The organism is Nocardioides korecus, assembly GCF_054778395.1.
This window is the reverse complement of sequence record NZ_BAAGZO010000001.1, coordinates 268,533-293,668: the sequence shown is the minus strand read 5'-3', so window position 1 is coordinate 293,668 and position 25,136 is coordinate 268,533. Positions and strand designations below refer to the sequence as shown.

Here is a 25,136-nt window from a genome sequence, read left to right as displayed (position 1 = left end):
ATTGTTTACCGAGCGTCTCGACGACGAGACGGGAACGATTCGCGGACTGTGGCAGATGCGGGACGAGATTCAACTCGACCCCGATTATCAGCGTGACAGCGATATCTGGGACCGCGCGCGGCGTCAGCTCCTTATCGACAGCATCCTCAACGGCTTCGACATCCCGAAGCTTTACTTCCGGTCGTTCGTCCCTCGCGTTGTGGTGGGCGACCGCGCCTTCCGGTATGCCGTTATCGACGGTAAGCAGCGGCTCGAGGCCATCTGGGCGTTCTTAGACAACAAGTTCACTCTCGGTTCAGCGCAATCTCAAGTGCCCGAGCTGCAGGATTTAACGAACAGGGAACTAGATGGATTGACATTTCGAAGGCTCTTGCAAGATTTTCCCGACCTCGCCGAGAGGGTGCTCGACTTTCGACTTGACGTCGTCACTATTGAGACCTCGGACGAGGAGGTCATTGAGGACATGTTCCTCCGACTCAACGAGGCCAGCCCTTTGAATGCAGCCGAAAAGCGCAACGCTTTCGGTGGCCCGCTTCCGGCCGTGGCTCGTGCCCTCAGCACCGAGTCGTACTTTAGTCACAATTTGCCTTTTCCGAACCGCCGTTTCCGGTATCAGGAAATTGCTACCAAGTTTTTATACTTCGAGCACCGGCAAGGTGTCGCGTCGACGAAGAAGCCGTATTTGGATCGGTTCGCTTCGGAGGCAGGCCAGCTGGATGACTTCGGGCGACTGCAGGCTCAAGTGTCTTTAGTCCTTACGAAGATGCACGAGCTATTCGAGAAGGGGGACTCCCTCTTGCGCGCCGCAGGCATGTCGTCGGTCTACTACCTGTTCGTGCGGCAGGCGCTTGCCGAGAAGTTCATAGATTCCGTCGACCGGGCCTTCTTCGTGCAGTTTGAGTCCGACCGCGAGCAGAACAAGCAAATCGCGCAGGATGATGAAGCTACGGCCGACTACGATCTACTCGAGTTCGGCAGATTGGCGCAGAGTCCGAACGACGCAGTGGCAGTCGAGTTTCGGTGCAACGTTCTGCTCTCTCGGCTCGGGCAGCCGCCGCTTCCTGAACGACACTGACACTAGGGGCGCCCTCAAATGCAGGGGACCTGGACGATGGGCAGTTGGCGTGAGGCGGTGCGATGCAGTCGACGAGTTGAGGCTGTGCAGTCTGTCGCCCGCTCCGTCGCCCTGACGCCAGCTTCAGTCCCAGCAACGACGGAGCATTCGAGGTACCAGGCCAGGGAGAAGAAGGCCTAGCGCTGGTCGACGAGCGATTGCGTTATCCGGTCCCGCTAGCCTTCGTATACGTGAGCGCGCCGAGTAGCCGGCGACGATGATGAAGGACGGGCGGTGTCACAGGCCGCGTCACCGTCGTAGGTCGACGACCACCGCGAGCCGATCACCCAGCCGCCTCCTCGAGGTACACGACATTCGTCTGTGCCGCCTCGGTCGGTGGATCGCGAACAACGTTGAGCGACCCGTTGCTAGTCGCGCGATGTTGCCCCGCGATCGGCCATAGGCCAGGCGCTGTTCGAAGATGAGGTCGCGGTGCCCCCCCGCCCAGGGAAGCGACCCGCTGCTTGATGGCATCAGGTTGAGCTTGATTGTCGAAACCCTAGTCGTGCGTCGGGTCAGGGTGGTCACCACGAAGACACATCCCCTTCTCCGATCTTGCTGGCATTGGCCGAGCCGGGATCCCGCGCTCAAGTGAGCGAATCAGCAGCCGGAGCCGGTCGCCAACACGGAGTGGTGCTCCTGACCCAAGTTCTCGGACCGGTTGTTGGAGTCACCCTTCACTCGGTGACGACAAGCACGGAGTCCTAGGACCGACGTGCAGGTGGCCCGACGAACGCCTTTGAATCGAGCGGCACGCATGCTACGAAGGTCCGTAGATCGGCTCGCCCCTCGGGGCGGGCCGTGAGTCGTTTCAAGGCTAGTTGACGACGGCTGACGGGCGGTGACGAGGCGTGCATGGTGGGGTGAAGTTCTACCGCGGCGCGGCCGCCGCCGCGCGCACCTACGTCGAGGCCGACCGGTCCCGGGTCGATGACTACTACCTCGCCGAGGGCACCGGCCTGGCCGAGCGGTACATCGCGACCCCCACCCCTGAGGGGGGTACGCCGGCGGGGCACGGTGAGAGAGGTGGGGTACGAGCTGCGGGGGCGCTGGACGGGCCGGCCTACGAGCGGTGGGTCGCCGGGTACGACGTCGAGACCGGGCAGGCGAAGGGTCGGCTGCGCCAGGATACCCAGGGTCTGCGGTTCGTCGAGGTCGTCGTCAACGGACCGAAAACGTGGTCGCTGGTCGCGGCCCTGGAGCCTGAGATCGCTGCTGCCTTCGACCGGGCCCAGGACAGGGCAGCTGCCGAGGTCATCGAGTGGCTCGCCGAGCACGCCACCACACGGGTCGGGCCCCGTGGGCGACAGGTCCAGGTCCCGGTCGAGCAGGTGGAAGCCGCGGTGGTTCGGCACTACACCAGCCGGGCCGGTGACCCGCACCGCCACCTCCACCTGCAGATCAACGCCCGTGTCCTCGCGGCAGGTGGCTGGCGAGGGCTGCACTCCGTCGGCGTCGTGGACTCCATCGAGGCCATCAACGGCATCGGGCACGCAGCCGTCATGTGCGACCCCGAATTCCGAGCGGTGCTCGCCGCACACGGCTACACCCTCGACACCACCACCGGCGAGATCACTCAGCTCACGAAGTACGTCGGGGCGTTCAGCGCGCGCGCTTCGCAGATCACCCGCAACATCGACAGCTACGAGGCTCGGTGGCGTAGCGAGAACCCCGGTCGGGAGCCCGACGCCAGGCTGCGACGGACCTGGGATCGGCGCGCCTGGGCGCATGCGCGTCCCGACAAGGTGAGCCCACGAAGTGGGTCAGAGCTACGAGAGCGATGGATCGAAGAGCTCCACGAGCTCGGGTTCGCAGCACCTCCGAGCCTCGCCCACCCGGTACCGCGACTCGGCACACCGATCGGAAGGATCGACCGGGACGCTGTCGCTCGGATTGTGCTGGCCCGGCTCGGAGCGCGCCGATCGAGCTGGAACGTCGCCGACATCCGTGGCGAGGTCGAACGGACCCTCGCCTCGGCCGACATCGTGGCAGCCACGTCCGTGCGACAGGAGCTGGCCGAGGACCTGACCAGCCGGACGACGGAGCGGTGCGCGCACCTGCTCACCAGCGATGCCGTGCCAGAGCACGTTCGGGCCCTCACCTCAGACCGTGTGCTCGATGTCGAGACGGAGCTCCACAGACGCCTCTCCGCACGCGCAGACCAACCGGTCGTGAGCGTGCCGCTTGGCAGTGTGCTCGACGGGCACGAGCTGGATCAGGGTCAGCGCCAGGTGGTGGCTGCGTCAGTGGGCGCGCCGTTGATGGTGATCGAGGGCGCAGCCGGATCAGGAAAGACCACGATGCTGACGGCCGTGCGGGACCTCGTGGCCCTGCACGAGTGGCGACTGGTGGTCGTTACCCCCACCCTGAGAGCTGCCGGGGTCGTGGAGGAGCAGGTCGGCGTGGACGCCTCCTCCGCGGCGTGGCTAATCCATCAGCACGGATTCCGCTGGGACGACGACGGCCGGTGGTCCCGAGTCCCGGCACAACCGACAGCTCAAGCGCGGCTGAGACCCGGTGACCTTCTCGTCGTCGACGAGGCCGGCATGCTCGACCAGGACACCGCCCTCGCCCTGCTCACCATCGCCGATGAGAACCGCGTCCGGCTCGCGTTCCTAGGGGACAGACACCAGCTCGCCGCAGTCGGTCGCGGCGGGGTGCTCGACCATGCCATCCGCTGGGCACCATCCAAAGCCCACTTCACCCTCGACACGGTGCACCGCTTCACCGACCCCGAGTACGCCGAGCTGACACTGCTCATGCGCACCGGCGAACGCGCTGGCGAGGTCTTCGACGCCCTCCTGGCAGCCGGCCAGATCACCGTCCACCCCACCGAGGTCGAGCGGCTCGACACCCTCACCACACTCCTCACCACCGAGGGCGGGGACCGGGTCATCGCAGACACCCGAGAGCAGGTCCGGACACTGAACGCCGCCGTCCGCGACCAACGGCTCACCACGGTCACGACTCCAGCCACCCAGACGCTCACCACCGCACTCGGTGAATGCATCGGCCCAGGCGACCAGGTCAGCACCCGGCTGAACGACCGCGACCTGGGGGTAGCCAACCGCGACCGCTGGACCGTGGTGGGCATCGAGGACGACGGCAGTGTCCGGGTTCGTGGCCTAGCCGGCGAACGCTCCCTCCCACCGCGCTATGTCCACGAGCACGTCGAGCTCGCTTACGCCACAACCGTCCACGGTGCCCAGGGTGAGACCGTCAATCGCGCCCACCTCCTGATCGGTGACACCACCGGCGCCGCCGCGGCGTACGTCGGCATGACCCGGGGCCGCGCCCAGAACACCGCCCACCTGGTCGCCAGCACCACCGAAGAAGCCCGCTCCCAGTGGATCGAGGTGTTCACCCGCGACCGGGCCGACCTCGGCCCTCAGCACGCGGCACGAACCGCGGCCGAGATGGTCGACCGCTACGGCCCGCGGGCGGTCCACCCAATCCCGGCCCGCGCCAACGGGGGCGCCCGACGCCCTGAACACGACCGTGCCCCGGGCCCAGCTCGGCGTCCTGGCCGCGGCATCTCGCGCTGACGGATCCTGACGACGGTTAGCGAGCTGTGCCGAAGGTGGCCGCGTCGTCGGCCGGAGGTGACCTATAGAGGGCAGGAACACCCGCCGCGGCGACAGGGAAGGCCACAGCATGAGCCCCATCCAGATCCCCCACGAATGGTCCGACACCGGCCTGCTCACCTTCGAGGAGTTCTGCGAGCTGATCCGCACGCCCCAACGCACCGTGCGCGACTGGCGACGGCGCGGCGTCGGGCCCCGTTGGGCCCGGTTCGACGGCTGCGGGCGGCTGTACATCACGTCGCCGAGGCACGCCGATTCCTCGCCGCGGCCAGGGTCACGCGAGTGGAGGTGCGCTCCAATGGCTGAGCGACGCGCCGTCCCCGTCTACCTCAGCCTGGAGGACGCGGCCGAGGCCATGTCGGTCTCGGTCAAGACCATTCGGCGCTGGATCGCAGCCGGGACCCTCCCGGCGTACCGCTGTGGCAAGCGGGCCATCCGGATCAGGTTGGAGGACCTGGAGGCAGCCCCGCGGCAGATCCCGTCGGCGCGGTGGTGATGCTGGAGAACGTCGCGTCGACGGTCAGTGAGTGTCCGGCGTGGCCGAACCGACCGACGTCCAGCATCTGGTGAAGCAGCTGATGGCCGGGGCCAGCCCCGAGGAGATCAAAGACGCTTCTCGAGGAGGCGCTCTCGACGGGGCGCTGCACCGTCGGACAGGTCGCGCGTCCGCCCGAGGACTGCGGCGGACTTGGCGGCACGAGGGGTTCGCCGCCTAGGTGCGCGGTGGGTACCACAACGCGCACCTCCGCCGCGTCTTCGACCACGCGTACCGTGCGGCGAAAAGACCCAGGTTGCTAGAGCATCGGAGGTCATGCCCGTGCACCTGGCCACGGCGAGAGTTGCCGCGAACTCGGTCGTAGTGCTCGGTGGTACGTGGGTCGGTATGCCGAGCGAGGCTCTAGGCGTCCCGGAGTGGCACTCCAGCGTCGAGGGCGTGGGCGCCGCCGGTCGCTTCGCCGTCGAGCTACTTCTTGCGCGAGAAGTAGAACCCGAGAACCGATGCGACCAGGGTGACCAGCGGGGTGAAGATCATCTGAAATCCCTGCATCTGGTCGGCCGAAAGTCCGCGCACACACCAATTGATCAGGCCAACGGCGACTGCGATGCCGAGTATTGCCAGCATAATCCACGCGATGTAGCGCCGGTCGTCGTCGTCTGGGGTTCTGGGCGACGCGACCAATGGGGCGGCATCACCGGGCCTGGCGTCCTCGGAGATGTCGTTCAAGTCGCCTGGGGCGGGCAGTTGCGGTTGGGCCTGCCCCCCGTCCCCAGGCAGCGGCACGTTCATCTTCTCGTGGGGGCTTACGCCTGACGGCTCGGTGGGCGGGCTACCAACAAGGCCGCTCTCGTCGGGCCCCTCCAGCCGCGACGAGGACGATGAGGCGGCCATCAGAGGATCTTGACGTCCGTCACCTTGTCGTTGGCCGCATCAACGACCTGGATCTCTTTGCCCTCAGCGTCACGGTCGTGGAAGTACTTGTAGACGCCGGTAGCTCGTCGAACGATCTCAGTAACAGTGGTGCCCTGCGTCTCAGCCAACTCCCTGAGTAGCGCCGAAGTTTCGTCATTGATGTTCACGCTGAGCCTTGTCATGGTGTTCTGCCTCTACTCGTGATGGCGATATGTGGTGTCGAGAAAATGTCGGCCTGGGGTGAGGTCCGCGGCCGAAGGTGATGACGCCTCGTGCTCGAGTCTCGCTGTTCGTCCACCTCGACCCGAAGTGGATGGCAAGGTCGCGCCACGGAGCGCCCGCTGGTCCGACGCAAGTCGCGCCGTGACCCGTTGCGGTTTCCCTCGGGGTCCTGATCTTGTTGGTGGGTCATGAGTGTATATCAGAGGTCTCCTGTGGGGATGAACTGTTGACCTCATGTACATCGTAGAGGGATAGTGGCTGCGGTGAGTGGGAGGTCAGATGGACGACCGCGAGAATGCAATGCGTGAATCGCTCTGGAGAGCGTGGTCCTACTCGGTGGGCGCCTGTGCGCTACGGATCGGCGGGCGTCGGTACGATCTCGATCACGTAGCCCTAGGCAATCTCGCTCGCGATCTAGTCGCGCTGCGACGGACGACACCGCCTGCTACGGTCGCCGCTCGGGTCCTCATCCAGGTCAGTCGTAGTCGCGTGGTTACGATCGAGGGCGACGAGGACTTGACTCGCTGTTTGGCTATCCAGGCAGCGCTCTTTGTGTGTGCCGACCTCCTGTCCGTTAGGGGCCGGCGACTTGACCTCGGAGGCGTGCCTGAACTCCGGCGTCTGCTACTCCGCGAGCCCATCACGCGACGTGACCTCAAGAGCCTGCTCGAGCGGATCGTCATCCGCGCTGCGCCGCGGCCAGTACTGGCTCTCCTCACCCCGATCTCGCAACTCGATGGGGACGGCCCCCAGCAGCGTCTGCTCGCAGTGGCTGACCGTCTCGACGACAGCCCGGTCGCGAACGCCTACCGCATCGTCGTTCCGGGCCGCGATCTGCACCCTGACGACGAGATTGTTGGAGACAGGCACGAGCGGGCTCTCGACGAACGGCGGCTCGTGGTTGGCGCGACCGTCGTCGTTGTCGTGGCGGCCGAGCATGACTCCTGGGGAGCCTCAAAGTGTGTCGCATGGGCCGAGAGCGTGAACATCCCGACTCTCGTGTACACCACCAGGCCAGAGGACCTGAGCAGGGTGCTGTCCAACGACGTCCCGACAACTCGATACCTGCCGTTCGACACCATCGAGGGAGTCGCGAGCGACATCGTTGAGCGTGTCCAGTCCCTGGGTGACCTAACGGCAACTAGGCACAGCCAGAGGCTGCTGCACGACAAGATCGGTCAGTCTTTGCATCGGCTCTTTGTCCGTACTAGACGCGTTCGGGAAGACGTTCCTCCAGGGCTGATGGCACGTGCACGTGCCGTCTCGACCTCAGGCGACGACGCGTTGACACTCACGCTCACCGAGTTGCTAGCCCTTAGGGGCCACTTCCCCGATTTTGTTGACGACCTCCTCAACGACCTGTTCCCTCGCGAACACAGCGATGGAGACGACCCCGCCCTCACCAGTGGTCTCCATTTCGACGATCTTCAGTACTTCTGCGAAAACCGGCGGCTGTCATCGAGCGAGTTGGTTGCGATGCTCCGCGAGTACTCCCTTGAGAGCCAGGGAGTTGCCGGTGCCCTGAGGCGGCGGGTGACTCCCACCTACCTCGACCAACTACTGGGACGAGTTCGGCGCAAGTGAGTCGCCAAGTTCCATGGGGACTAGAGAACCGAGTCATCACGTTCACCTTGGGTGCCTCGGCCCCGCAACGCCCGAAGATGCTCGAATCTGTTCTCGACGTCCTTGACATAGAGGTCTGGTTCGCAGATCTGCCCGGGTTCGTCTGCGGCCGAACCGTCTACAGCCACGGCGCGCGCCGGATCGAGCTTGCCCAGGACGGCCAGTCGGAGCAGGCACGCATGTTCACGCTGGCTCATGAGGTCGGGCACTGCCTCGTCGACGATTGGCGCGACTTGAGCAAAGCGCCGAACTACCTACCGACGGATCCAGCCGCGTTGGAAACGCTCTGCAACAAGATCGCCGCCGAGATTCTGCTTCCCCGAGCATGGATGACTCAACGGATCGCGGACATGGCGAGCCCATCAGTTGATGAGTTCCGCGAAATTGCTGACGCGGCAGACACCAGCCTTACAGCCGTCCTGATACGCGCCCTTCAACTACGTACGCCCCTGGCCGGGCGGCTCTTCTATCTTCAGGCGGACGGGCATTGGCGGCTGGTGCGCAGCTACGGGCGCGATGCCCGGTCGGTCCCTCGGACTCGCGGGGTTTCCTCGGTGCCGCCCAGGTGCGAGATGGACGTCTTAAATGAACCTCTTGCGTCAGCTGCCCGCAGCCTTCCCGCCGAGGTGACGCAGCACCTATCCCCCCACTATTCCTGGACGTGGCGGCGGCAGGCTCGCACAATGTGGGCCATCGGTTCAACCGAGACGGGCACGGGTCGTGGGCGTTAGGTAGCGTTGACCTGGGCGTCGGGATGCGGGCAGGCCCGGTACTTGAAGAGGACCCCGACACGGACGACCGCACCATCGTGCGGCTAGACGACCGCGTGGAACTCGATCTTGCGACCGAGCGCCTTGGCGACCTTCATGATCGTCGCGAAACTGGGGTTGCCATCGGTCGAGAGCGCCTTGTAGAGACCTTCGCGGGCTCATCCCGACCTTGCGGGCAAGCTCGCTGAAGTTCTGCAAGCGGGCGATGTTGCCGAGTGCCTGAGCAACGAACGCGGGGTCATCGCCCGCCTCCTCCAGGACGGCTCCAAGGTAGTAGCCGATGTCCTCAGGCGAATTCAGGTAGTCCGCCGAGTCGTAGGGCTTGAACTCAGTCTTGCCATCGTTCTCCCACTCCTTCGCGATCTCGTGGACCTTCGATGTCCGTAGCCTGGGTGGACTTGTCGCCGCAGAGCGTCGATCAACAGCATGTCGCCCTATTGCCTGTAGTAGACCCGGTAGCCCGGGCCAGGATGGATCCGTAGCTCCGAGAGCCCGCGGCCGATCGCCTCTGCATCGCCGGGGTTCTCGGCGACGAGTCGGTCGACCCGCATCTGGATCCGCGCAGCTGCGCGTGGATCCTTCCGCTTGAGTTTCGCGGCGATGTTTCGTAGACGTCCGTCGTGAGGACGTTCGTCGCTGTCAAACTGTGGTTCACACTCTCGAGATGGCCGAGGAAACGGATCATGATCTGCGGTTCTCGTTCCAGGCGTCGTACGTTGCGCCGATCCTCTCCGCGAGCGCTTGGTCCCGGTCGAGCGTGGCGTGCTGGTAGATCGCCATCGCGGCCTGCGATGCGTGTCCGGCGCGGGCCTGGAGCTCGGCAGCCGTTGCCCCGTGCTGGCCGGCGAGGGTGAGCGCGGTGTGGCGCAAGTGGTGGATGGTCAGCTCCGGGCGACCGGCTTTCTCGCGGGCCGGGCGGTAGCGATCCATCACGTAGCGGACGCTCATGTGGTCGGTGCGGTCGCCCGGGAAGAGCAGGCCGTTCGATCCCTCGGCGGTGTGCTCGAGTAGGTGCTGCCGCAGCATCGGCAGGAACGGCGGGGGGACGTGGACGGTCCGGACGCCACTCCTGGTCTTGGGGGAGCTGATCGGACGGCCGCACTCCGGGCAGGCCCCTCGGATCGACCTGTCGGCCTCCTTGTCCACCTTGCGGGTCACGCTGATGCGGCCCGTGATGCCGTCGATGTCGGCCCGGCGCAGTTCGAGCAGCTCACCTTCGCGGAGACCGACGAACGCCGCGAGGACGATGAACAACTTCAGGTGCTCGGGCATGGCGTCGACGATGACGGCGATCTCGTCGAGCGTGGCCGGCACGGCGACATGCGTCACCTGCGCTGTGCCTGCTCCACGGATCTTCGGTGGCGCGCGGTCGATCAGCTCCTCCTCCTCGGCGGCTTGGAGGACGGAGCGCAGCAGCCGGTAGGCGGCGGCGTTCGAGGACACGGTCTCGGGGTCCAGGGAGGCCCGCCACCTCTTGACCTCCGAGAGGGTGACGTCCCGCAGCGGCGTCTCGCCGAAGTAGGGAAGGATCCGGGAGTCGAGAAGGGTCTGATAGCCGCGCACCGTCGTGGGGCGGAGGTCGCGCTCGACCAGGTAGCGCCTCGCGAACGCGCCGACGGTGTTGCGCACGGCGTCCCGCTCGCGTCGCTCGGCCGCCATCCTGCGCGCCGCCGGCGGGGACCACTCCTCACGATCGACCAGGGAGCGCTCCGCGGCGAGCCACGCCTCGGCGTCCATCTTGGTGCCGAAGCTGCGCGAGTAGCGCGTGCCATCGGGCATCGCGTACCTCGCTCGGTAGGAGACGCCGCTGCTGGAGGAGCGACGCTCGACCTCCCCGAAACCCCGTCGTCGTGCCATCCCGCAACCTCCGCACACCGCTTGTGGGGGAGCTTCCCCCTAACCCCATGCCAACCCCCTGCTACCGGAACCCCGTACTCCTGAAGTAGGGGGTGGGGGACTGGTGGGGGGAAGAACGTCAGATCGTGTCCATGATAGACCACCTCTGACCTGCGAATTCACGCTTAGTATCGAACATATGAGCGATGATTTGTCTGCTTTGCAAGCAGGGGGTTAGGGGTTCGAGTCCCCTAGGCTCCACCAGCGTTCGCCTCGGGCGCGACGCCCCGTCCGACGACGGGTCCGGCGGCCCTGGCCCACCGACGTGGCCGCGTTCCTGACACCTGCCTGACAGCCGGACGACAACTGCGGACGGGCTGGTGGGGCGAGGGCTACGCTGCCCGGGAGGACGGGCCCGACCGGTGGGCGGACGTCCACCTCGCCGTCTGGGACCGCCGTGAAACGTTCGTCAGCAGCCCTGCTGCTCGCCCCGCTCCTGCTGCCGTCCCTGACGGGGATCGGTGCGGCGCCCGCGCAGGCCGCAGGGGTGCCGGCCGTGAGGCCGAAGCCGTCCTCGTGCACCCCGAGCCCGACCGTGCTGCACGCGGCGCCTGCTCCCGTGCAGGGCCTGACCACGCAGCAGGTGCGCACCGCGGTGGCGGTCATCAACGCGGCGGCCCAGGCCAAGGTCCCGCAGCGCGGTCAGACGCTGGCCGTGATGACCTCGCTGGAGGAGTCGGACCTGGGCCGCTCGAGCGGCGGTGCCGTGACCCCCCTGGGGGCCGAGCCGCAGCTGCAGTCCGCGGGCTCGGACCCGGCCAAGGCGGCGTCGGTGTTCTACGGCCAGCTCAAGCAGGTCAAGAACTGGGACAACCTGCCCCCCTCGCTCGCCGCCCACGCGGCCCAGCACAACCTGAACCCCGGGGCGTACGCCGCCTACTGGTCGAAGGCCACGTCGGTCGTCGACGCCCTGACCGCGGGCACCGGCGCGGCCGGGCTGCAGAACCTGGCCGCCCGCGCCCAGGCCGTGGCCGACTGCACGGCCGCCTCGGTGGGCGGGCTCTTCGCCCAGGGGACGAGGTACGTCGGCCCGTTGCCGCCCGACGTCCTGGTCAACCGGGCCGAGGACATGGCGAAGAACGGCGGCAACGTCTGGCACGACCGCTGCCAGGCCTTCGTGGCCATCCTCGACGGGCGCGCGTCCTCGGGCTACGCCACCGCGCTCGACGCCTGGCAGACCTTCCAGGCCCAGGGAGTCGCCCACCCCGTCACCGGACCCGACGGGGTGGCCCCGCCGGTGGGCGCCTGGCTGTACTACGCCTCGGGCAACCCGGCCGGCCACGTCGACACCTACCTCGGCCAGGGCAAGGTCGCCTCGACCGACGTCTTCGCCAACGGCCGCGTCGGCGTCGGACCGGCCTCGGCCCTCACGAACGGTCCGTGGCGGCTGCAGTACCTCGGCTGGGCCGCACCGTGGGGCCAGCAGTGAGGGTGCCGGCGGTTCTCGTGGGCGTCGCGGTGGCGGCCGTCGCGCTGACGGGCTGCGGAGGGTCCCCCCGACCAGCCGCTGCGACCCCGTCGGCCACCGCCACGCCCACCACCGGCGGGTCCACCCCGTCCTCCGCCGCGTCCGCCTCGTCCCAGCCGGCCTCCGCCCCGGTGGACACCCCGCTCGGCGCCGGTCAGCGGGTCTGGGCCGCCTTCAACCACCGCGGGATCTCCCACGACGCCTGGTGGGCGGCGTTGAGGCCGATGCTCTCGGAGGCCGCGCAGGCCAGCTACGTCTACGACGACCCCCGCAACCTCCCCACCCTCGTCCAGACGGGGAGGATCCACGCGGCGGCCAAGGCACCGGACGACCCCCACTTCACCGCCGAGGTGATCGTCCCGACCGGCAAGGGGACCTTCCGGCTGGACCTGGAGCGGCGCACCCGCCACTCGCCGTGGCTGCTCTACGCCATCCGGTTCCCCCGGGGCGTCGGGTGAGCCCGGACGACCTGACCTGGATCGACGTGACCCTGGACGACCTCGACGCGCGCACGACGTACGCCGTGCTGGCGCTGCGCGCGGCGGTCTTCGTGGTCGAGCAGGAGTGCGCCTACCTCGACCCCGACGGTGCCGACCTCGCCCCGGGCACGCGGCACCTGCTCGCGCACGAGGGGGACCGGCTGGCGGCGTACGCCAGGCTGTTGGCGCCCGACGGCCGGCACGCCGCGCCCCGGATCGGCCGGGTCGTGGTAGCCCCGGGCCACCGGGCGGGCGGCCGGGGCCGCGAGCTGATGACCGAGGCGCTGCACGCCTGCGAGCGCCACTGGCCCGGGCAGGCGGTCGAGCTGGGCGGGCAGGCACACCTGGAGGGCTTCTACCGCAGCCTCGGGTTCGAGCCGGTCGGCCCCGACGGCGGCAGGTACGTCGAGGACGGCATCCCGCACGTGTGGATGCGCCGGGAGCGGTCGCGGTCCTGACCCTGCGGGAGGGCTCGTACCCTGGAGGACGTGCTCGTCCTGCTGCGGCCCCGCTACTGGGGCGCCCACCTCCTCCTGGTGCTCGCGGTCGTCGCCGCGATCCTCCTCGGGCTGTGGCAGCTGCACGTGTGGTCCGCCGCTCGCAACTCCGAGGCGCTCGACCTGACCCGCAAGCCAGCGGTCGCGCTGACGAAGGTGATGGGTGGTGACGACCCGTTCCCGGGCCAGTACCTCGGCCAGCCCGTCACGTTCACCGGCTCCTGGATGCCGAAGGGCACCGTCTACGTCGCCGACCGCGACCTGCGCGGCCGCCGGGGCTACTGGGTGGTGACCCCGGTGCTGGTCGGGCGCAGCGCGATGCCCGTGGTGCGCGGCTGGTCCTCCGGGCATGCGGCCCCGGCGCCGCGCGGCACGACGACGGTCGACGGCTGGCTGCAGCCGTCGGAGGGCACCGGGGCTGTCGACGGCGACGGTCATGACGACGTCATCCCCGAGATGCGGGTCGCGAGCATGGTCGAGCACGTCGACGCCGACCTCTACAGCGGGTTCGTGGTCGCCCGGCAGCGCGCCACCGCGGCGGCCGCGGGCGCCTCCTCCACGGCGTACGCCGGTCTGCTGCCGGTCACCCCCGAGTCGATCCCCGAGGTCTCGAGCACCACCTCGCTGCGCAACCTGCTCTACGCCTTCCAGTGGTGGATCTTCGGTGGCTTCGCGGTCTACATCTGGCTGCGCTGGTGCCGCGACACCCTGGAGGACCTGGAGCAGGGCACCGACCCCGGCGCGGGCCCGGACCCCAAAGCGGACCCCGACCCGGCCCCCGGGGCGGCCGGGCCCGAGCGGGTACCGTCGTCCGCGTGAACGAACCCGGCCTTCCCCCCCACCTGTCGGGCGCCCTGGTGCGCTACCGCGTGATGGCCACGATCGTCGGCGTCCTGCTGATCGTGCTGATCCTGATCGGCGTCCCGCTGGCCAACTTCGACGGCAGCCCGATGTGGGGCGTGTTCTCCTCGACCCCCGAGCTCTTCCCCGCCGGCGGCCAGCTGCACCGGATCGGTGAGTTCATCACCACCGTGCTCGGCATCGCCCACGGCTACCTCTACATGATCTTCCTGGTCACGGCGTTCCTGCTCTCGCGTCGTGCGCGCTGGCCGATGGGCTTCACGCTGGTCACCCTGCTGTGCGGGACGGTGCCGATCCTGAGCTTCTGGGCCGAGCAGCGGGCCACCAACCGGGTCCGGGCCGAGCACCGCACGGCCGCGACCGCGACCGCGTCCTCCGCCCCGTCGGTCTGACCCCGGTGGCCCCGACCACCCCGCGGACCGCCTTCGTCCTCGGGGGCGGCGGCCTGCTCGGTGCCGTCGAGGTCGGGATGATCCGGGCACTGGTCGAGCACGGCGTCGTGCCCGACCTCGTGCTCGGCACCTCCGTCGGGGCGCTCAACGGCCTGGCCGTCGCCGCCGACCCCACGCCCGCCGTCGTGGACCGGCTGCGTGAGCTGTGGAGCACGGTCGGCGGCAGCGGCGCGGTGTACGCCGACTCGGCCCTGCGCCAGGTCGGCCGGGCGGTCCGCACCGGCACCCACCTGCACTCCTCCCGCCCGCTGCGGACCCTGCTCACCCAGGAGTTCGGCGAGGTCGCCTTCGAGGACCTGGCCGTGCCCTTCGAGTGCTGCGCGGCCAGCATCGAGCGCTCGGCGGAGACCTGGTTCACCAGCGGACCGGTGGTGCCGGCGGTGCTCGCCAGCGCCGCCGTGCCGGGCCTGCTCCCGCCGGCGCGGGTCGGCGACGAGCACTACCTCGACGGCGGCATCGTGAACTCGGTGCCGTTGGGCCGGGCCGTCGCGCGCGGGGCGACCCGGGTCTTCGTGCTCCAGGTCGGTCGCCTGGACCGGCCGCTGTCACCGCCGCGTCGCCCGTGGGAGGTCGCCCGGGTCTCCTTCGAGATCGCGCGCCGGCACCGGTTCGTGCGCGAGCTGGCCGAGCTGCCCGACGGGGTCGAGGCCCACGTCCTGCCCGCGGGCGGGTCGGGGCAGGACGACTCCCCGATGGCCTACCGCGACGCCTCGCTGGTCGCGGCGCGGATGGAGACGGCGTACGAGCTGGGGGCGGCGTACCTGCGCGAGCACGTCCCGGCGAGCCCGCTCGCCCCGGGAGCCGGGACCTGATGCCGCACCGGGTGGCCGTCGTCCTGCAGCGGGTCGTGGTGGCGCCGCTGATGGTGGGCCTGACCGTGCTGATGTGGTCGACGCTGCCGCTGTGGCTGGTCGGGGCCGGGCTGCTCTCGCCGTTCGTGCCGGGCTGGCTGCGCCCGGTGCGCCTGCTGTGGCTCCTGGTCGTGCACATGACGCTGGAGAGCGTCGCGCTCGTGGAGCTGCTGGGGCTGTGGATCGCGTCCGGGTTCGGGCTGTTCCTGCGGCGACCGTTCTTCGAGCGGATCCACTACGACATCGTGCAGTCCTACCTGGTGGTGTTCTTCCGCGAGGCCCGCCGGGTGCTGCGGCTCAAGATCGAGACGGTGGGGCCCAGCCCCGAGGCGTTCCCCGGCGAGCCGCTCCTGGTGCTGTGCCGTCACGCCGGGCCGGGCGACTCCTTCACCCTGATGTACGCCCTGATGCACTGGTACCGCCGCGAGCCGCGGGTGGTGCTCAAGGACACCCTGGCCTGGGACCCGGCGCTCGGCGTGCTGCTCAGCCGGCTGCCCAGCCGCTTCATCTCCAGCCACCCCGGGCCCGGGCGCGACCTCGAGGCCGAGATCGGCGAGCTGGCCCGCGACCTCGACGAGGACGACGCGTTCGTGATCTTCCCCGAGGGCGGCAACTTCACCGTCGAGCGGCGGGAGCGCTCGATCGCCCGGCTGCGGCGCCTCGGGCTGACCCGGATGGCCGACCGGGCCGAGCAGATGGTGCACGTGCTCGCCCCGCGGCCCGGCGGGGTGCTCGCGGCCCTGGACGCCGCTCCCGAGGCCGACGTGCTCCTGGTGGCCCACACCGGCCTGGACCACGTCGTCACGGTGCGCGACGTGTGGCACTCGCTGCCGATGGACAAGCGGATCCAGATGGGCTGGTGGCGGATCCCGCGCGAGGAGATCCCCGCCGGCCGTGAGGACCGCATCGACTGGCTCTTCGAGCGCTGGCAGGGCGTCGACGCCTGGGTCGCCGACCACCGGCCCGTGGACCTGCCCCGGCGACGCTGAGAGGCCCGGGCGCGGCAGGACCCGCGCACCACGAGGGTGCGCGGGTCCTGGCGGTCAGGGAGCCGGGGCTCAGGCCTGGCCGGGGTCCTTCTTGTCCGACACGTCGACCGACTGGGCCGGCTCGTCGGGGGTGGTGACGGGGTGCGGCGTCTCGGTGGAGTCCGCGGCGACCTCACCCGGGGTGGCACCGGCGGCGTCGTCGGTGCCGATGCGGCCGAGGTCGACCTGGGTGTCGGCGACGTGGGCGCCACCGGCAGCGGGGGCCGAGGGGCTCGCCGGCGCCGGGGGCGCGGCCGGGCTGCTCGACGGGGTCGGGGTGTAGGAGGCCTGCCAGTTGTCGGCGTCCGACCCACCGGTGAGCTTCTTGGCGGCGAACGCGCCACCGCCGGCGAGGAGGGCCAGGAACAGCCACTTCCTCTTGCCGGACTTCTTCTCCACGGGCTCGCCCTTGAGCGCGGCCGCGGCCAGGCTGCTGCGGCGCTTGGCCTCGTCGGCGGCCTCGACCGCCGACTCGCGGGCCGAGCCGTAGACCGAGGAGACGGTCGGGCCGACGGCGTCGACGATGCGGTCCCGGGCGGTCGCGGCGTGCGGGGCGACGGCGTCGCGGGCGTCGGACAGGCGGGGGGCGACGGCGTCGCGGGCGTCGGCGAGGCGCGGGGCCACCACGGCCTTGGCGGTCGCCGCGTGCGGGGCGACGGCGTCACGCGCGTCGGACAGGCGCGGGGCCACGGCGTCGCGGGCGTCGGAGAGCCGCGGGGCGATCTCGTCACGGGCCTTCTCGACGTGGGGGGCGATGGCCTCGCCCAGGTCGTGGGCCAGGTCCTGCGCCTGCTCCACGAACTTCTCCTTGCGGCTCTTGGCAAACATGGGTAGCGAGACTCCTCGGTGCACAGTGGGCGTGAGCGTCGATCATGCCTGGCCCGGGCGGCGAATGAAACCCGTGTCAGCACCCGCGAGCGGGGTACGGCCCCGTCCGCCCGGCCGGCAGCAGGCGCGGGGAGCACGGCTCCGGGCGCGCTGGGTGCGCGTGGGAGGATCGGTCCCGACCGACTCCGGAGGAGTCACGTCCCGACGAAAGGTACCCATGTCCGACCTCAAGGCCACGCTGAAGACCAACCGTGGCGACATCGTCATCAACCTGTTCCCCGACCACGCGCCCGCGACGGTCGAGAACTTCACCGGACTGGCCGAGGGGACCAAGGAGTACAAGGACGACGCCGGCCGCTCCGGCGTGCCGTTCTACGACGGCCTGGTCTTCCACCGGGTGATCGAGGGCTTCATGATCCAGGGCGGCTGCCCGCTGGGCACCGGCACCGGCGGCCCGGGCTACAAGTTCAAGGACGAGTTCCACCCCGAGCTCCAGTTCGACCGCCCCTACCTGCTCGCGATGGCCAACGCCGGCCCGGGCACCAACGGCTCGCAGTTCTTCATCACCGTCGGCCCCACGCCGCACCTGAACCGTCGCCACACCATCTTCGGTGAGGTCGCCGACCAGGCCAGCCGCGACGTCGTCGACGCGATCGCCTCGACCTCCACCGCTCGCGGTGACCGTCCCACCGAGGACGTCGTCATCGAGACCGTCGCGGTCGAGCGCGGGTGACGCAGGCGTGACCCAGCCCCCCACGGGGCCTCCGGTGGGTGGGGCCGGCGGACCTGGTGACTACTCCAGCCCGCCCCAGGCCCCGCCCACCTGCTACCGCCACCCGGACCGCGAGACGTGGATCCGGTGCCAGCGGTGCGACCGGCCGATCTGCCCCGACTGCATGCGCTCGGCCTCGGTCGGCTTCCAGTGCCCCGAGTGCGTCCGCGAGGGTGCCCGGACCACGCGGCAGGCCCGCACGCCGTACGGCGGCACCCACTCCGGCGACCCGCGCCTGACCAGCTTCGTGCTGATCGGCCTCAACGTCGCGGTCTGGCTCGCGATCCTGGCCACCGGCGGCTCCCGCAGCCGGCTGGTCGACTACCTGGCGCTGCTGCCGGACAGCGCGGCTGGCGTCCGAGACGGTCGCGTCGTGGTGATCCAGGGCGTCGACCACGGTGCCTGGTGGCAGCTGGTGACCTCGATGTTCACCCACGTCGAGCCGCTCCACATCGGCTTCAACATGCTCGCGCTCTACTTCCTCGGCCCGATGCTCGAGGGCGTCCTGGGCCGTGCCCGGTTCCTGGGCCTCTACCTCGCCTCCGGGCTGGCCGGCTCGGCCGCGGTCGTGCTGCTGTCGCAGCCGCACGCCCAGACACTGGGTGCCTCCACCGCGATCTTCGGCCTGATGGGCGCCCTGGCGGTCGTCGCGCTCAAGGTGCGCGGCCAGGTGCAGTCGGTCCTGACCTGGATCGGGCTCAACCTGGTGCTGACCTTCACCGTGGGCGGCATCTCCTGGCAGGGGCACATCGGCGGGCTGGTCGGCGGGGCCGTCCTGGGCGCCGCGATGGTCTACGCCCCCAGGTCGCGTCGCTCGCTGGTGCAGTGGAGCGCGGTGGGAGCCGTGGTCCTGGTCTCGCTGGCCCTGGTCGCCGTACGCGCCTCGAGCCTGTCCGGCGCCTGAGCAGCTGCCCCGCGCCCCCGGAGGGCCTTCCTGGGTGCGACAGCTACACATTTGTGTAGGCGCTGCGCCACCGGAGGGCCTTCCTGGGCGCGGCAGCTACACATTTGTGTAGGGATTGCGCCACCGGAGGGCCTTCCCGGGCGCCGTTGCTACACAAATGTGTGGGTCCCGGAGTTGTCCACACCTGGGGACAACCCTGTGGAGAACTACACGCGTGTCATTCGAACGACACGTTCTGTGTCATTCCCACTTGGTGGCGTAGGTGAAGCCGACCGCCATGAAGCCGATGCCGACGAGCAGGTTGTACTGCTCGAGGTCCTTCATCACCGGGATGGGGCCGTTCTGGCCGGTGAAGTAGAAGAGCACGATCCAGACCAGGCCGATCAGGAAGCACCCGAGCATGCCGACCACCACGCCCCGGCCGCGGCCGAGCGGGGTCAGCCGGTGGGCGGCGGCGGCGAGGCCGAGGAAGATCAGGCCGAACCCGATCGCGAAGTTCCAGCGGCCCAGGTCCGACATCCAGGGCAGCGGGTCGGACGGCTTCTTGCCGCCCAGCCCGGGGCTGAAGGTGGCGGCGTCCTTGGCGACGTTGACGTAGACCGCCATCCAGGCGATGCCGGCCACCACCAGCAGTGCCGCGAGGGCGGTGCGCTTGACGGAGGTCTCGTAACCACTGGCGATCACCGTGGGCTTGCGCGCGGCGGGCTTGGACACAATCACTCCTGAACAGTTCGGGCAAAGGCTTCGGCTAGCGTAGTCAGGAACGACCGATCAGAGAGCAGGCGCCCCGTGAGCACCCCCCTGCACCGTCGCGGACGGGCGTCGTCGCCCCGCCGTGGTCGGCTCCCCGGGGCCCGCTGGGGTGCGTGGCGGCCCTGGCACGGGGCGGCGGTCGTGGTCTTCGTGGTCGCGGGCCTGCTCTTCGTGACCAGCAGCCTGACCTCGCGGGGGCTGGACCTGCGGGCCTCGAGCGTCACCGACCTCGACACCGTGGTGCGCCAGCAGCGCGAGCGCACCGACGACCTCCAGGGCCAGGTGACCACCCTGACCCGCCAGGTCGACCGGCTCGGCACCACCGTCGACGACGCCGAGGTGGCGAAGGTACGCCGCCAGGTCGCCGCCCTGCGCGGCCCCGCGGGGTTCGCCCCCGTGAGAGGTCCGGCCCTCACGGTCGTGCTCAGCGACGCCCCCAAGGCCGAGGCCCAGCAGGCGGTGGCCGCCGGCGACGTGACGGCCGACCAGCTGGTGGTGCACCAGCAGGACATCCAGGCCGTGGTCAATGCCCTGTGGACCGGCGGCGCCGAGGCGATGACGCTCCAGGGGCAGCGCGTGGTCAGCACCACCGGCATCAAGTGCGTGGGCAACACCGTGGTCCTGCACGGCGTCCCCTACGCCCCGCCCTACCGGATCACCGCGATCGGCGGCACCGGGGCGCTCCAGCGGGCCTTGGACGACAGCGCCTACGTCACCGGCTACCGCACCTACGTCGACACCTACGGCCTGGGCTACCAGGTCCGCCGGGAGGCCGAGGTGACCATGCCGGCGTACGACGGGGTGAGCGACCTGCGCTACGCCACGGCCGGCGCCGCCGCCCAGCGCCCCCGCTCCTGAGGCCCCCGGGGGAGAGCGGGAGACCCTAGGGCGTGGCGGTGGGGCTGGCCGTCGGTGAGGCCGAGGGGCTGGCGCTCGGGCTCGGGGTGGGCGTCGGCGACTCGCTCGGGGTGGGCGTCGGGGTCTGGAACGTCGAGACCACGATCGTCACGGTGCTGCCCTGGTCGAGCGTCTGACCCGAGGACGGGCTCTGCTGGAGCACCCGGCCGGTCGGTCCCTTGCTGCTGTCGTTGACCACGCTCGCCACGAACCCGGCGCCGGTGATCAGCCGGCGGGCCTCGGCCTCGCTGCGTCCCACCACGTTGGGCACCTGCTCGGGCCCGTCGGACCAGAACAGGGTGACCTTGGAGCCGACCACCACGCCGGTGCCGGCCTGGGGCTGCATGGCCACCACCTGGTCGGTGGGGTCGTCGGCGTTGCGCTGGGTCAGGACGACCCGCAACCCGTCGCTGCGCAGCGAGGCGGCGGCGTCGTCCTTGTTCTGCCCCACGACGTCGGGCAGCGTGAGCTGGGGCGGGCCGCCCGAGACCACGATGTCGACCTTGGCGCCCGGGTCGAGGCTCTGGCCGGCCTGCGGCTTCTGCGAGATCACCCGACCCTTGGTGACGTCGCGGCTGGCCGCGGTGCTGACCGTGCCGACCGCGAGCCCGCTCTGGCGGATGGTGCGCTCGGCCTGGCTCTGCGTCATCCCGGTGACGGTGGGCACCTGCTGCTGCTGGGGGGTGGTGCGGAGAAGCTGGGGGCCGAGCAGGACGGCGGCCACCACGAGGGCGGCGACCAGGAGGACCAGCAGGGCGATCAGACCCCGGCGGCGGCTGCGGGTGGGCCGGTCGGCCTCGAGCTCGGCGACCGGCGCGGACCGGCCGAGCAGCGACGTCGGCGGCTCGGCGACCGCCTCACCGGCGGCCGGGCCTGCGAAGGCCGGCGCGTGCACGGGGCGACCGGCGAGGTGCCGGTCGATGTCGTCCTTCATCGCCGCCGCGCTGGCGTAGCGGTCGCCGAGGTTCTTGGCCAGCGCCTTCATCACGATGGCGTCGATCTCGGGCGTGAGCTCCTCGTCGTACGTCGAGGGGGGCGCGGCCTGCTCGCGGACGTGCTGGTAGGCCACCGCGACGGGGGAGTCGCCGATGAACGGGGGGCGCCCGGTCAGCAGCTCGTAGAGCAGGCAGCCGGTGGAGTAGACGTCGGAGCGGGAGTCGACGGTCTCGCCCCGGGCCTGCTCGGGGGAGAGGTACTGCGCCGTGCCCACCACCGCGGCCGTCTGGGTCATGGTGCTGGAGGCGTCGGAGATCGCCCGGGCGATGCCGAAGTCCATCACCTTCACGTCACCGGACGGGGTCAGCATCACGTTGCCGGGCTTGATGTCGCGGTGGACGATGCCGGCGCGGTGGCTGTAGTCCAGCGCACCCAGCACGCCGGAGGTGATCTCCAGGGCGCGCTCGGGCAGGATCTTGCGGCCCTCGCGGACGATGTCGCGCAGGGTGCGCCCGGCGACGTACTCCATCACGATGTAGGGCTGGGCGACGTTGCTGCCGTCGGTGGCCATCTCCTCCCCGGTGTCGTAGACGGACACGATCGAGGGGTGGTTCAACGAGGCCGAGGACTGCGCCTCACGCCGGAAGCGGGCCTGGAAGGTCGAGTCGCTGGCCAGGTCGGTGCGCAGGCGCTTGATCGCCACGGTGCGGCCCAGGCGGACGTCGACGCCCTTGCGGACCTCGGCCATGCCGCCGCGGCCGAGGAGCTCGCCGACCTCGTAGCGTCCGCCGATGCGGTGCGGTTGGTCCATGACGGGTCAGTTCCCCTTTCCCTGGCCCTTGCCGCCGGGCCCCTTGCCGCCCTTGCCACCGGGGACCTTGGGCACGGTCGTCGGCCCCGACGGCCCCGACGGCGTGGCCGACGTGGCCGGTGCGGACGGGGTCGCCGACGCCGAGGGGCTGGAGGACGGGCTGGGGGTCGGTGCGGACGAGGTGGAGCCGGACGCGGGGTACCGGACCCGGACCCGCACCTGGGCGCCGGTGCGGACGGGCCCGGACGGGCTCACCGAGGAGACGGTGCCGGAGTCGAGGACGGAGTACGGCTTCAGGCCCTTGGCGCGCAGCTCGCGCTCCACCTGCGCCAGAGGGCGACCGATGTAGTCCTTCGGGTCGACCTGGACGGTGCTCGGACGGGACGCGGGGGTCGGCGTGCCACCGGACCACGGGTGCCACGCGACCACGCCGATCAGGGCGACCAGGAGCGCGGCCACCAGCGCGGCGGGGCGCAGCCAGAACGGCACCACGCTGCGTCGACGCCGACGGGGGGCGGGCGCGACCGGGTCCGGTGCGGCCCGCTCGGCGCGCGCCACCGGGGCCATCACCCGGGTCGCGTCCGCGGGGGGCTGGGGTGAGGCGGCTGCCGGCACCACGGCGGTCCGGTCCTCGCCCTCGCCCCGGAGCGCGGCCGCCATGGCCGCGCCGTCGGGGTAGCGCTCGGCCGCGTCCTTGGCCAGGGCCCGCCGGGTGATCCGGCGCAGGTCCGCGGGCACCGACTCCGGGAGCTCCGGCACCTCCTGCTGGAGGTGCGCCAGGGCCGTCGCGACCGGGGTGTCGGCCCGGAAGGGGCGGTGCCCGGCGAGGCACTCGAACAGCACCACGCCCAGCCCGTAGACGTCGCTGGCCGCGGTCGCGGACTGGCCGCGGGCCTGCTCGGGGGAGAGGTAGTGGGGGGTGCCGAGCACCTGCCCGGTCTGGGTCATCGGCACCGAGTCGGCGGCCCGGGCGATCCCGAAGTCGGTCACCTTGACCCGGCCGTCGGGGGTCACGAGCAGGTTGGCCGGCTTCACGTCGCGGTGCACCAGGCCCCGGGCGTGGGCGGCACCGAGCGCCTCGGCGGCCTGGGTGACCAGCCGTCGGGCCTGGTCGGGGTCCACCGGTCGGTCCCCGGCGAGCAGGTCGGAGAGCGGGCGTCCGGGCACCAGCTCCATCACCAGGTACGGCGCCCCGTCGGCCACGCCGTAGTCGTAGAGCGAGGCCACCCCGGGGTGCGCGACCCCGGCGGTGTGGCGCGCCTCGGCCTCGAACCGGGCGCGGAACGTGGCGTCGTCGGCGTACTCCCGGCGCAGGACCTTGACCGCGACCTCGCGGCCGAGCACGCGGTCGCGGGCGCGCCAGACCTCGCCCATGCCGCCGGCCGCGATCCGCTCGATCCGCTCGTAGCGCTCCTCGGGCGGAGCGTCGGCCGCGGGCGTGGCCTGGGTGGGCTCGTCGGGGTCGCCGGCCGTCACTTGCCGATCACCGCCTCCATGACCGCCTTGGCGATCGGGGCCGCGAGGCCGCTGCCGGAGATCTCGCCGCGGGGCACCGAGGGGTCGTCGACGAAGACCGCGACGGCCACGGACGGGGTGGCGGCGGGGGCGAAGGAGGTGAACCAGGCGTACGGCGCCTGGTCCTTGCCGCGTTGGGCGGTCCCGGTCTTGCCGGCGACCTCCACCCCCGGGATCTGGGCCGTGCGGGCGGTGCCGCCCTGGACGACCTGCACCATCATCTGGCGCAGGTCGCGCGCGGCCGAGGAGCTCATCGCGGGCTGGTCGGGCATCGCCTTGGGGTCGGTCTTGCCGATGTTCTCCAGCTTGGGCGACTTGATCTCGTCGACCAGGTAGGGGCGCATCACCGTGCCGTCGTTGGCGATGCCGGCCGCGACCATGGCCATCTGGAGCGGCGTGGCGGCCACGTCGTACTGGCCGATCGCCGACAGCGCGGTCTGCGGGGCGTCGGGCTTGGCCGGGAAGCGGCTGATCGCCTGGCGGGTCAGCGAGTCGTCGAGGTCACGGAAGGTGCGGGTGCCGAACCCGAACTTCTCGGCCTGGGTGCGGATCGCGTCGTCACCGAGCTTGAGGCCGAGGTAGCCGAAGGAGACGTTGCAGCTGAACATCAGCGCCTGGGTCAGCGTGACCCGGTTGCCGCACGGCAGGCCGGCCTCGTTGGGCAGGTTGGTCGAGGTCTGCGGCAGGTTCAGCGTCGGCCCGCCGGGGATGGTGGAGCCGGGGTTCCAGCGGCCGCTGGACAGGGCGGCGGCGGCGGTGACCAGCTTGAAGGTCGACCCCGGGGGGTAGACGTCCTCGATCGCGCGGTTGTCCAGGGGCTTGCCGGCGGCCTTCTCCAGGCGCTGCTTGGCCTGGCCCACGGAGGAGAAGTCGTGGCTGGCGAGCCGGTTGGGGTTGTAGGTCGGCGTCGAGACCATCGCCAGGATCTTGCCGGTGCGCGGCTCGATCGCGACCACCGCGCCCTGGGCGTCGGACCCCAGCACCTTGAGACCGTCGTACGCCGCCTGCTGGGCCGCAGCGTTGATGGTCAGCGAGACGCTGCCGCCCTTGGGGGTCTGGTTGTCGGCCAGGTCGACGACCCGGTTGACGAACAGCTTGGAGTCGCTGCCGGACAGGATCGAGTTCTGGGTCGCCTCGACCCCGCCCAGGCCCCAGTCGCGGGAGAAGTAGCCGGTGAGGTGGGCGTACATCAGGGCCTGCGGGTAGGTGCGCTGGAACTGGTAGGCGTCCTTGGACTTGTTGCTCTCGGCCACGGCCTTGCCGCCGACCAGGATCGCGCCGCGCTCGCGGGAGAACTCCGCGTCGCGCACGCGCCGGTTGTCGGGGTGCTGGCTGAGCGAGGCCAGGCTGTCGGCCTCCCAGTACTGCACGTAGGTGGCGTTGATCAGCAGGGCCAGGAACAGCAGCATGCAGGCGACCGCGAAGGTGCGGATGGGCTTGTTCACCGGGGCCCCCGCGGGAGCG

Annotated in this window: 23 protein-coding genes and 2 pseudogenes; 15 read left to right on the top strand and 10 right to left on the bottom strand. The window is 70.3% G+C overall.

Annotated features, from left to right (window positions below; all coding sequences use genetic code 11):
* Nucleotide 1: 1 nt before the first annotated feature.
* The 3 genes from ACYVDA_RS01365 to ACYVDA_RS01355 all read left to right on the top strand — a co-directional run bounded on the left by ACYVDA_RS01365 (nt 2) and on the right by ACYVDA_RS01355 (nt 5,194).
* Nucleotides 2-1,075, top strand: coding sequence for a DUF262 domain-containing protein (locus ACYVDA_RS01365; protein WP_460814138.1), 1,074 nt, complete (start codon nt 2-4; stop codon nt 1,073-1,075).
* A gap of 890 nt (nt 1,076-1,965) precedes the next feature.
* Nucleotides 1,966-4,659, top strand: a complete 2,694-nt coding sequence (gene mobF / locus ACYVDA_RS01360; protein WP_460814136.1) for a MobF family relaxase — start codon at nt 1,966-1,968, stop codon at nt 4,657-4,659.
* Between the two features lie 337 nt (nt 4,660-4,996).
* Nucleotides 4,997-5,194, top strand: coding sequence for a helix-turn-helix domain-containing protein (locus tag ACYVDA_RS01355; RefSeq protein ID WP_460814134.1), 198 nt, complete (start codon nt 4,997-4,999; stop codon nt 5,192-5,194).
* Nucleotides 5,195-5,662: 468 nt separating this feature from the next.
* Here the strand turns inward: ACYVDA_RS01355 and ACYVDA_RS01350 are convergent, their stop codons facing one another.
* Both ACYVDA_RS01350 and ACYVDA_RS01345 read right to left on the bottom strand, forming a co-directional pair.
* On the bottom strand, nt 5,663-6,088 hold the full coding sequence (locus ACYVDA_RS01350) for a hypothetical protein (protein ID WP_460814132.1): 426 nt from the start codon (nt 6,086-6,088) through the stop codon (nt 5,663-5,665).
* Entirely contained in the window at nt 6,088-6,276 is a 189-nt protein-coding gene (locus ACYVDA_RS01345; RefSeq protein ID WP_460814129.1) for a hypothetical protein, read from the bottom strand. Before ACYVDA_RS01345 ends, ACYVDA_RS01350 begins: the two co-directional genes overlap by 1 nt.
* Nucleotides 6,277-6,610: 334 nt before the next feature.
* Here ACYVDA_RS01345 and ACYVDA_RS01340 point away from each other — a divergent pair, with 334 nt between their 5' ends.
* Both ACYVDA_RS01340 and ACYVDA_RS01335 read left to right on the top strand, forming a co-directional pair.
* Entirely contained in the window at nt 6,611-7,915 is a 1,305-nt protein-coding gene (locus ACYVDA_RS01340) for a hypothetical protein (protein WP_460814127.1), read from the top strand.
* 77 nt (nt 7,916-7,992) lie between these two features.
* Nucleotides 7,993-8,685: an ImmA/IrrE family metallo-endopeptidase gene (locus ACYVDA_RS01335; RefSeq protein ID WP_460814125.1), complete on the top strand. Its 693-nt coding sequence runs from the start codon at nt 7,993-7,995 to the stop codon at nt 8,683-8,685.
* Nucleotides 8,686-8,768: 83 nt separating this feature from the next.
* On the opposite strand, the pseudogene ACYVDA_RS01330 reads toward ACYVDA_RS01335, so the two are convergent.
* From ACYVDA_RS01330 to ACYVDA_RS01320, 3 genes and pseudogenes are all read right to left on the bottom strand, one after another.
* Nucleotides 8,769-8,837, bottom strand: a pseudogene (locus ACYVDA_RS01330) (hypothetical protein); the annotation flags it as partial.
* A gap of 109 nt (nt 8,838-8,946) precedes the next feature.
* Nucleotides 8,947-9,006, bottom strand: a pseudogene (locus ACYVDA_RS01325) (hypothetical protein); the annotation flags it as partial.
* A gap of 399 nt (nt 9,007-9,405) precedes the next feature.
* On the bottom strand, nt 9,406-10,581 hold the full coding sequence (locus ACYVDA_RS01320) for a tyrosine-type recombinase/integrase (RefSeq protein WP_460814123.1): 1,176 nt from the start codon (nt 10,579-10,581) through the stop codon (nt 9,406-9,408).
* Between the two features lie 535 nt (nt 10,582-11,116).
* Here ACYVDA_RS01320 and ACYVDA_RS01315 point away from each other — a divergent pair.
* From ACYVDA_RS01315 to ACYVDA_RS01285, 7 genes are read left to right on the top strand one after another with little or no spacing between them, the layout of a single operon-like run.
* Nucleotides 11,117-12,049, top strand: coding sequence for a hypothetical protein (locus ACYVDA_RS01315; RefSeq protein WP_460814120.1), 933 nt, complete (start codon nt 11,117-11,119; stop codon nt 12,047-12,049).
* A gap of 2 nt (nt 12,050-12,051) precedes the next feature.
* Complete coding sequence (locus tag ACYVDA_RS01310) at nt 12,052-12,546, top strand: hypothetical protein (protein WP_460814118.1); 495 nt, start codon at nt 12,052-12,054, stop codon at nt 12,544-12,546.
* Nucleotides 12,543-13,025 (top strand): GNAT family N-acetyltransferase, encoded by a 483-nt coding sequence (locus ACYVDA_RS01305; RefSeq protein WP_460814116.1) that lies wholly within the window; start codon nt 12,543-12,545, stop codon nt 13,023-13,025. Before ACYVDA_RS01310 ends, ACYVDA_RS01305 begins: the two co-directional genes overlap by 4 nt.
* A gap of 30 nt (nt 13,026-13,055) precedes the next feature.
* Nucleotides 13,056-13,883, top strand: a complete 828-nt coding sequence (locus ACYVDA_RS01300) for an SURF1 family protein (protein ID WP_460814114.1) — start codon at nt 13,056-13,058, stop codon at nt 13,881-13,883.
* Nucleotides 13,880-14,317, top strand: a complete 438-nt coding sequence (locus ACYVDA_RS01295) for a DUF3817 domain-containing protein (RefSeq protein ID WP_460814112.1) — start codon at nt 13,880-13,882, stop codon at nt 14,315-14,317. Before ACYVDA_RS01300 ends, ACYVDA_RS01295 begins: the two co-directional genes overlap by 4 nt.
* A gap of 5 nt (nt 14,318-14,322) precedes the next feature.
* Nucleotides 14,323-15,189: a patatin-like phospholipase family protein gene (locus ACYVDA_RS01290; protein ID WP_460814109.1), complete on the top strand. Its 867-nt coding sequence runs from the start codon at nt 14,323-14,325 to the stop codon at nt 15,187-15,189.
* On the top strand, nt 15,189-16,217 hold the full coding sequence (locus tag ACYVDA_RS01285; RefSeq protein ID WP_460814106.1) for a 1-acyl-sn-glycerol-3-phosphate acyltransferase: 1,029 nt from the start codon (nt 15,189-15,191) through the stop codon (nt 16,215-16,217). Before ACYVDA_RS01290 ends, ACYVDA_RS01285 begins: the two co-directional genes overlap by 1 nt.
* A gap of 69 nt (nt 16,218-16,286) precedes the next feature.
* On the opposite strand, the gene ACYVDA_RS01280 is transcribed toward ACYVDA_RS01285, so the two are convergent.
* Complete coding sequence (locus tag ACYVDA_RS01280) at nt 16,287-17,084, bottom strand: hypothetical protein (protein WP_460814103.1); 798 nt, start codon at nt 17,082-17,084, stop codon at nt 16,287-16,289.
* 217 nt (nt 17,085-17,301) lie between these two features.
* Here ACYVDA_RS01280 and ACYVDA_RS01275 point away from each other — a divergent pair, with 217 nt between their 5' ends.
* The gene (locus ACYVDA_RS01275; protein WP_460814100.1) at nt 17,302-17,817 is read left to right on the top strand and encodes a peptidylprolyl isomerase; all 516 of its coding nucleotides are present in this window, start codon (nt 17,302-17,304) and stop codon (nt 17,815-17,817) included.
* Between the two features lie 7 nt (nt 17,818-17,824).
* Complete coding sequence (locus ACYVDA_RS01270) at nt 17,825-18,760, top strand: rhomboid family intramembrane serine protease (RefSeq protein ID WP_460814098.1); 936 nt, start codon at nt 17,825-17,827, stop codon at nt 18,758-18,760.
* A gap of 240 nt (nt 18,761-19,000) precedes the next feature.
* Here ACYVDA_RS01270 and ACYVDA_RS01265 read toward each other — a convergent pair whose 3' ends face one another.
* The gene (locus tag ACYVDA_RS01265; RefSeq protein WP_460814096.1) at nt 19,001-19,474 is read right to left on the bottom strand and encodes a cell division protein CrgA; all 474 of its coding nucleotides are present in this window, start codon (nt 19,472-19,474) and stop codon (nt 19,001-19,003) included.
* Nucleotides 19,475-19,549: 75 nt separating this feature from the next.
* Here ACYVDA_RS01265 and ACYVDA_RS01260 point away from each other — a divergent pair, with 75 nt between their 5' ends.
* Nucleotides 19,550-20,371 (top strand): DUF881 domain-containing protein, encoded by an 822-nt coding sequence (locus ACYVDA_RS01260; protein WP_460814094.1) that lies wholly within the window; start codon nt 19,550-19,552, stop codon nt 20,369-20,371.
* 25 nt (nt 20,372-20,396) lie between these two features.
* Here ACYVDA_RS01260 and pknB read toward each other — a convergent pair whose 3' ends face one another.
* The 3 genes from pknB to ACYVDA_RS01245 are packed head-to-tail and all read right to left on the bottom strand — an operon-like array spanning nt 20,397 to nt 25,117.
* A complete protein-coding gene (gene pknB / locus ACYVDA_RS01255) occupies nt 20,397-22,157 on the bottom strand; it encodes a Stk1 family PASTA domain-containing Ser/Thr kinase (RefSeq protein WP_460814092.1) in 1,761 nt (586 codons plus the stop codon).
* Between the two features lie 6 nt (nt 22,158-22,163).
* Nucleotides 22,164-23,633, bottom strand: coding sequence for a serine/threonine-protein kinase (locus tag ACYVDA_RS01250; protein ID WP_460814090.1), 1,470 nt, complete (start codon nt 23,631-23,633; stop codon nt 22,164-22,166).
* Nucleotides 23,630-25,117, bottom strand: coding sequence for a peptidoglycan D,D-transpeptidase FtsI family protein (locus tag ACYVDA_RS01245; RefSeq protein ID WP_460814087.1), 1,488 nt, complete (start codon nt 25,115-25,117; stop codon nt 23,630-23,632). The genes ACYVDA_RS01250 and ACYVDA_RS01245 overlap by 4 nt, the downstream gene beginning before the upstream one ends.
* Between the last annotated feature and the right edge of the window lie 19 nt (nt 25,118-25,136).

Coding starts and splice junctions, on each gene's coding strand:
- ACYVDA_RS01335 (WP_460814125.1), top strand. CDS start 7,993: ATGCTCGAATCTGTTCTCGACGTCCTTGACATAGAGGTCTGGTTCGCA.
- ACYVDA_RS01355 (WP_460814134.1), top strand. CDS start 4,997: ATGGCTGAGCGACGCGCCGTCCCCGTCTACCTCAGCCTGGAGGACGCG.
- ACYVDA_RS01340 (WP_460814127.1), top strand. CDS start 6,611: ATGGACGACCGCGAGAATGCAATGCGTGAATCGCTCTGGAGAGCGTGG.
- ACYVDA_RS01320 (WP_460814123.1), bottom strand. CDS start 10,581: ATGGCACGACGACGGGGTTTCGGGGAGGTCGAGCGTCGCTCCTCCAGC.
- ACYVDA_RS01285 (WP_460814106.1), top strand. CDS start 15,189: ATGCCGCACCGGGTGGCCGTCGTCCTGCAGCGGGTCGTGGTGGCGCCG.
- ACYVDA_RS01275 (WP_460814100.1), top strand. CDS start 17,302: ATGTCCGACCTCAAGGCCACGCTGAAGACCAACCGTGGCGACATCGTC.
- ACYVDA_RS01280 (WP_460814103.1), bottom strand. CDS start 17,084: ATGTTTGCCAAGAGCCGCAAGGAGAAGTTCGTGGAGCAGGCGCAGGAC.
- ACYVDA_RS01350 (WP_460814132.1), bottom strand. CDS start 6,088: ATGGCCGCCTCATCGTCCTCGTCGCGGCTGGAGGGGCCCGACGAGAGC.
- pknB (WP_460814092.1), bottom strand. CDS start 22,157: ATGGACCAACCGCACCGCATCGGCGGACGCTACGAGGTCGGCGAGCTC.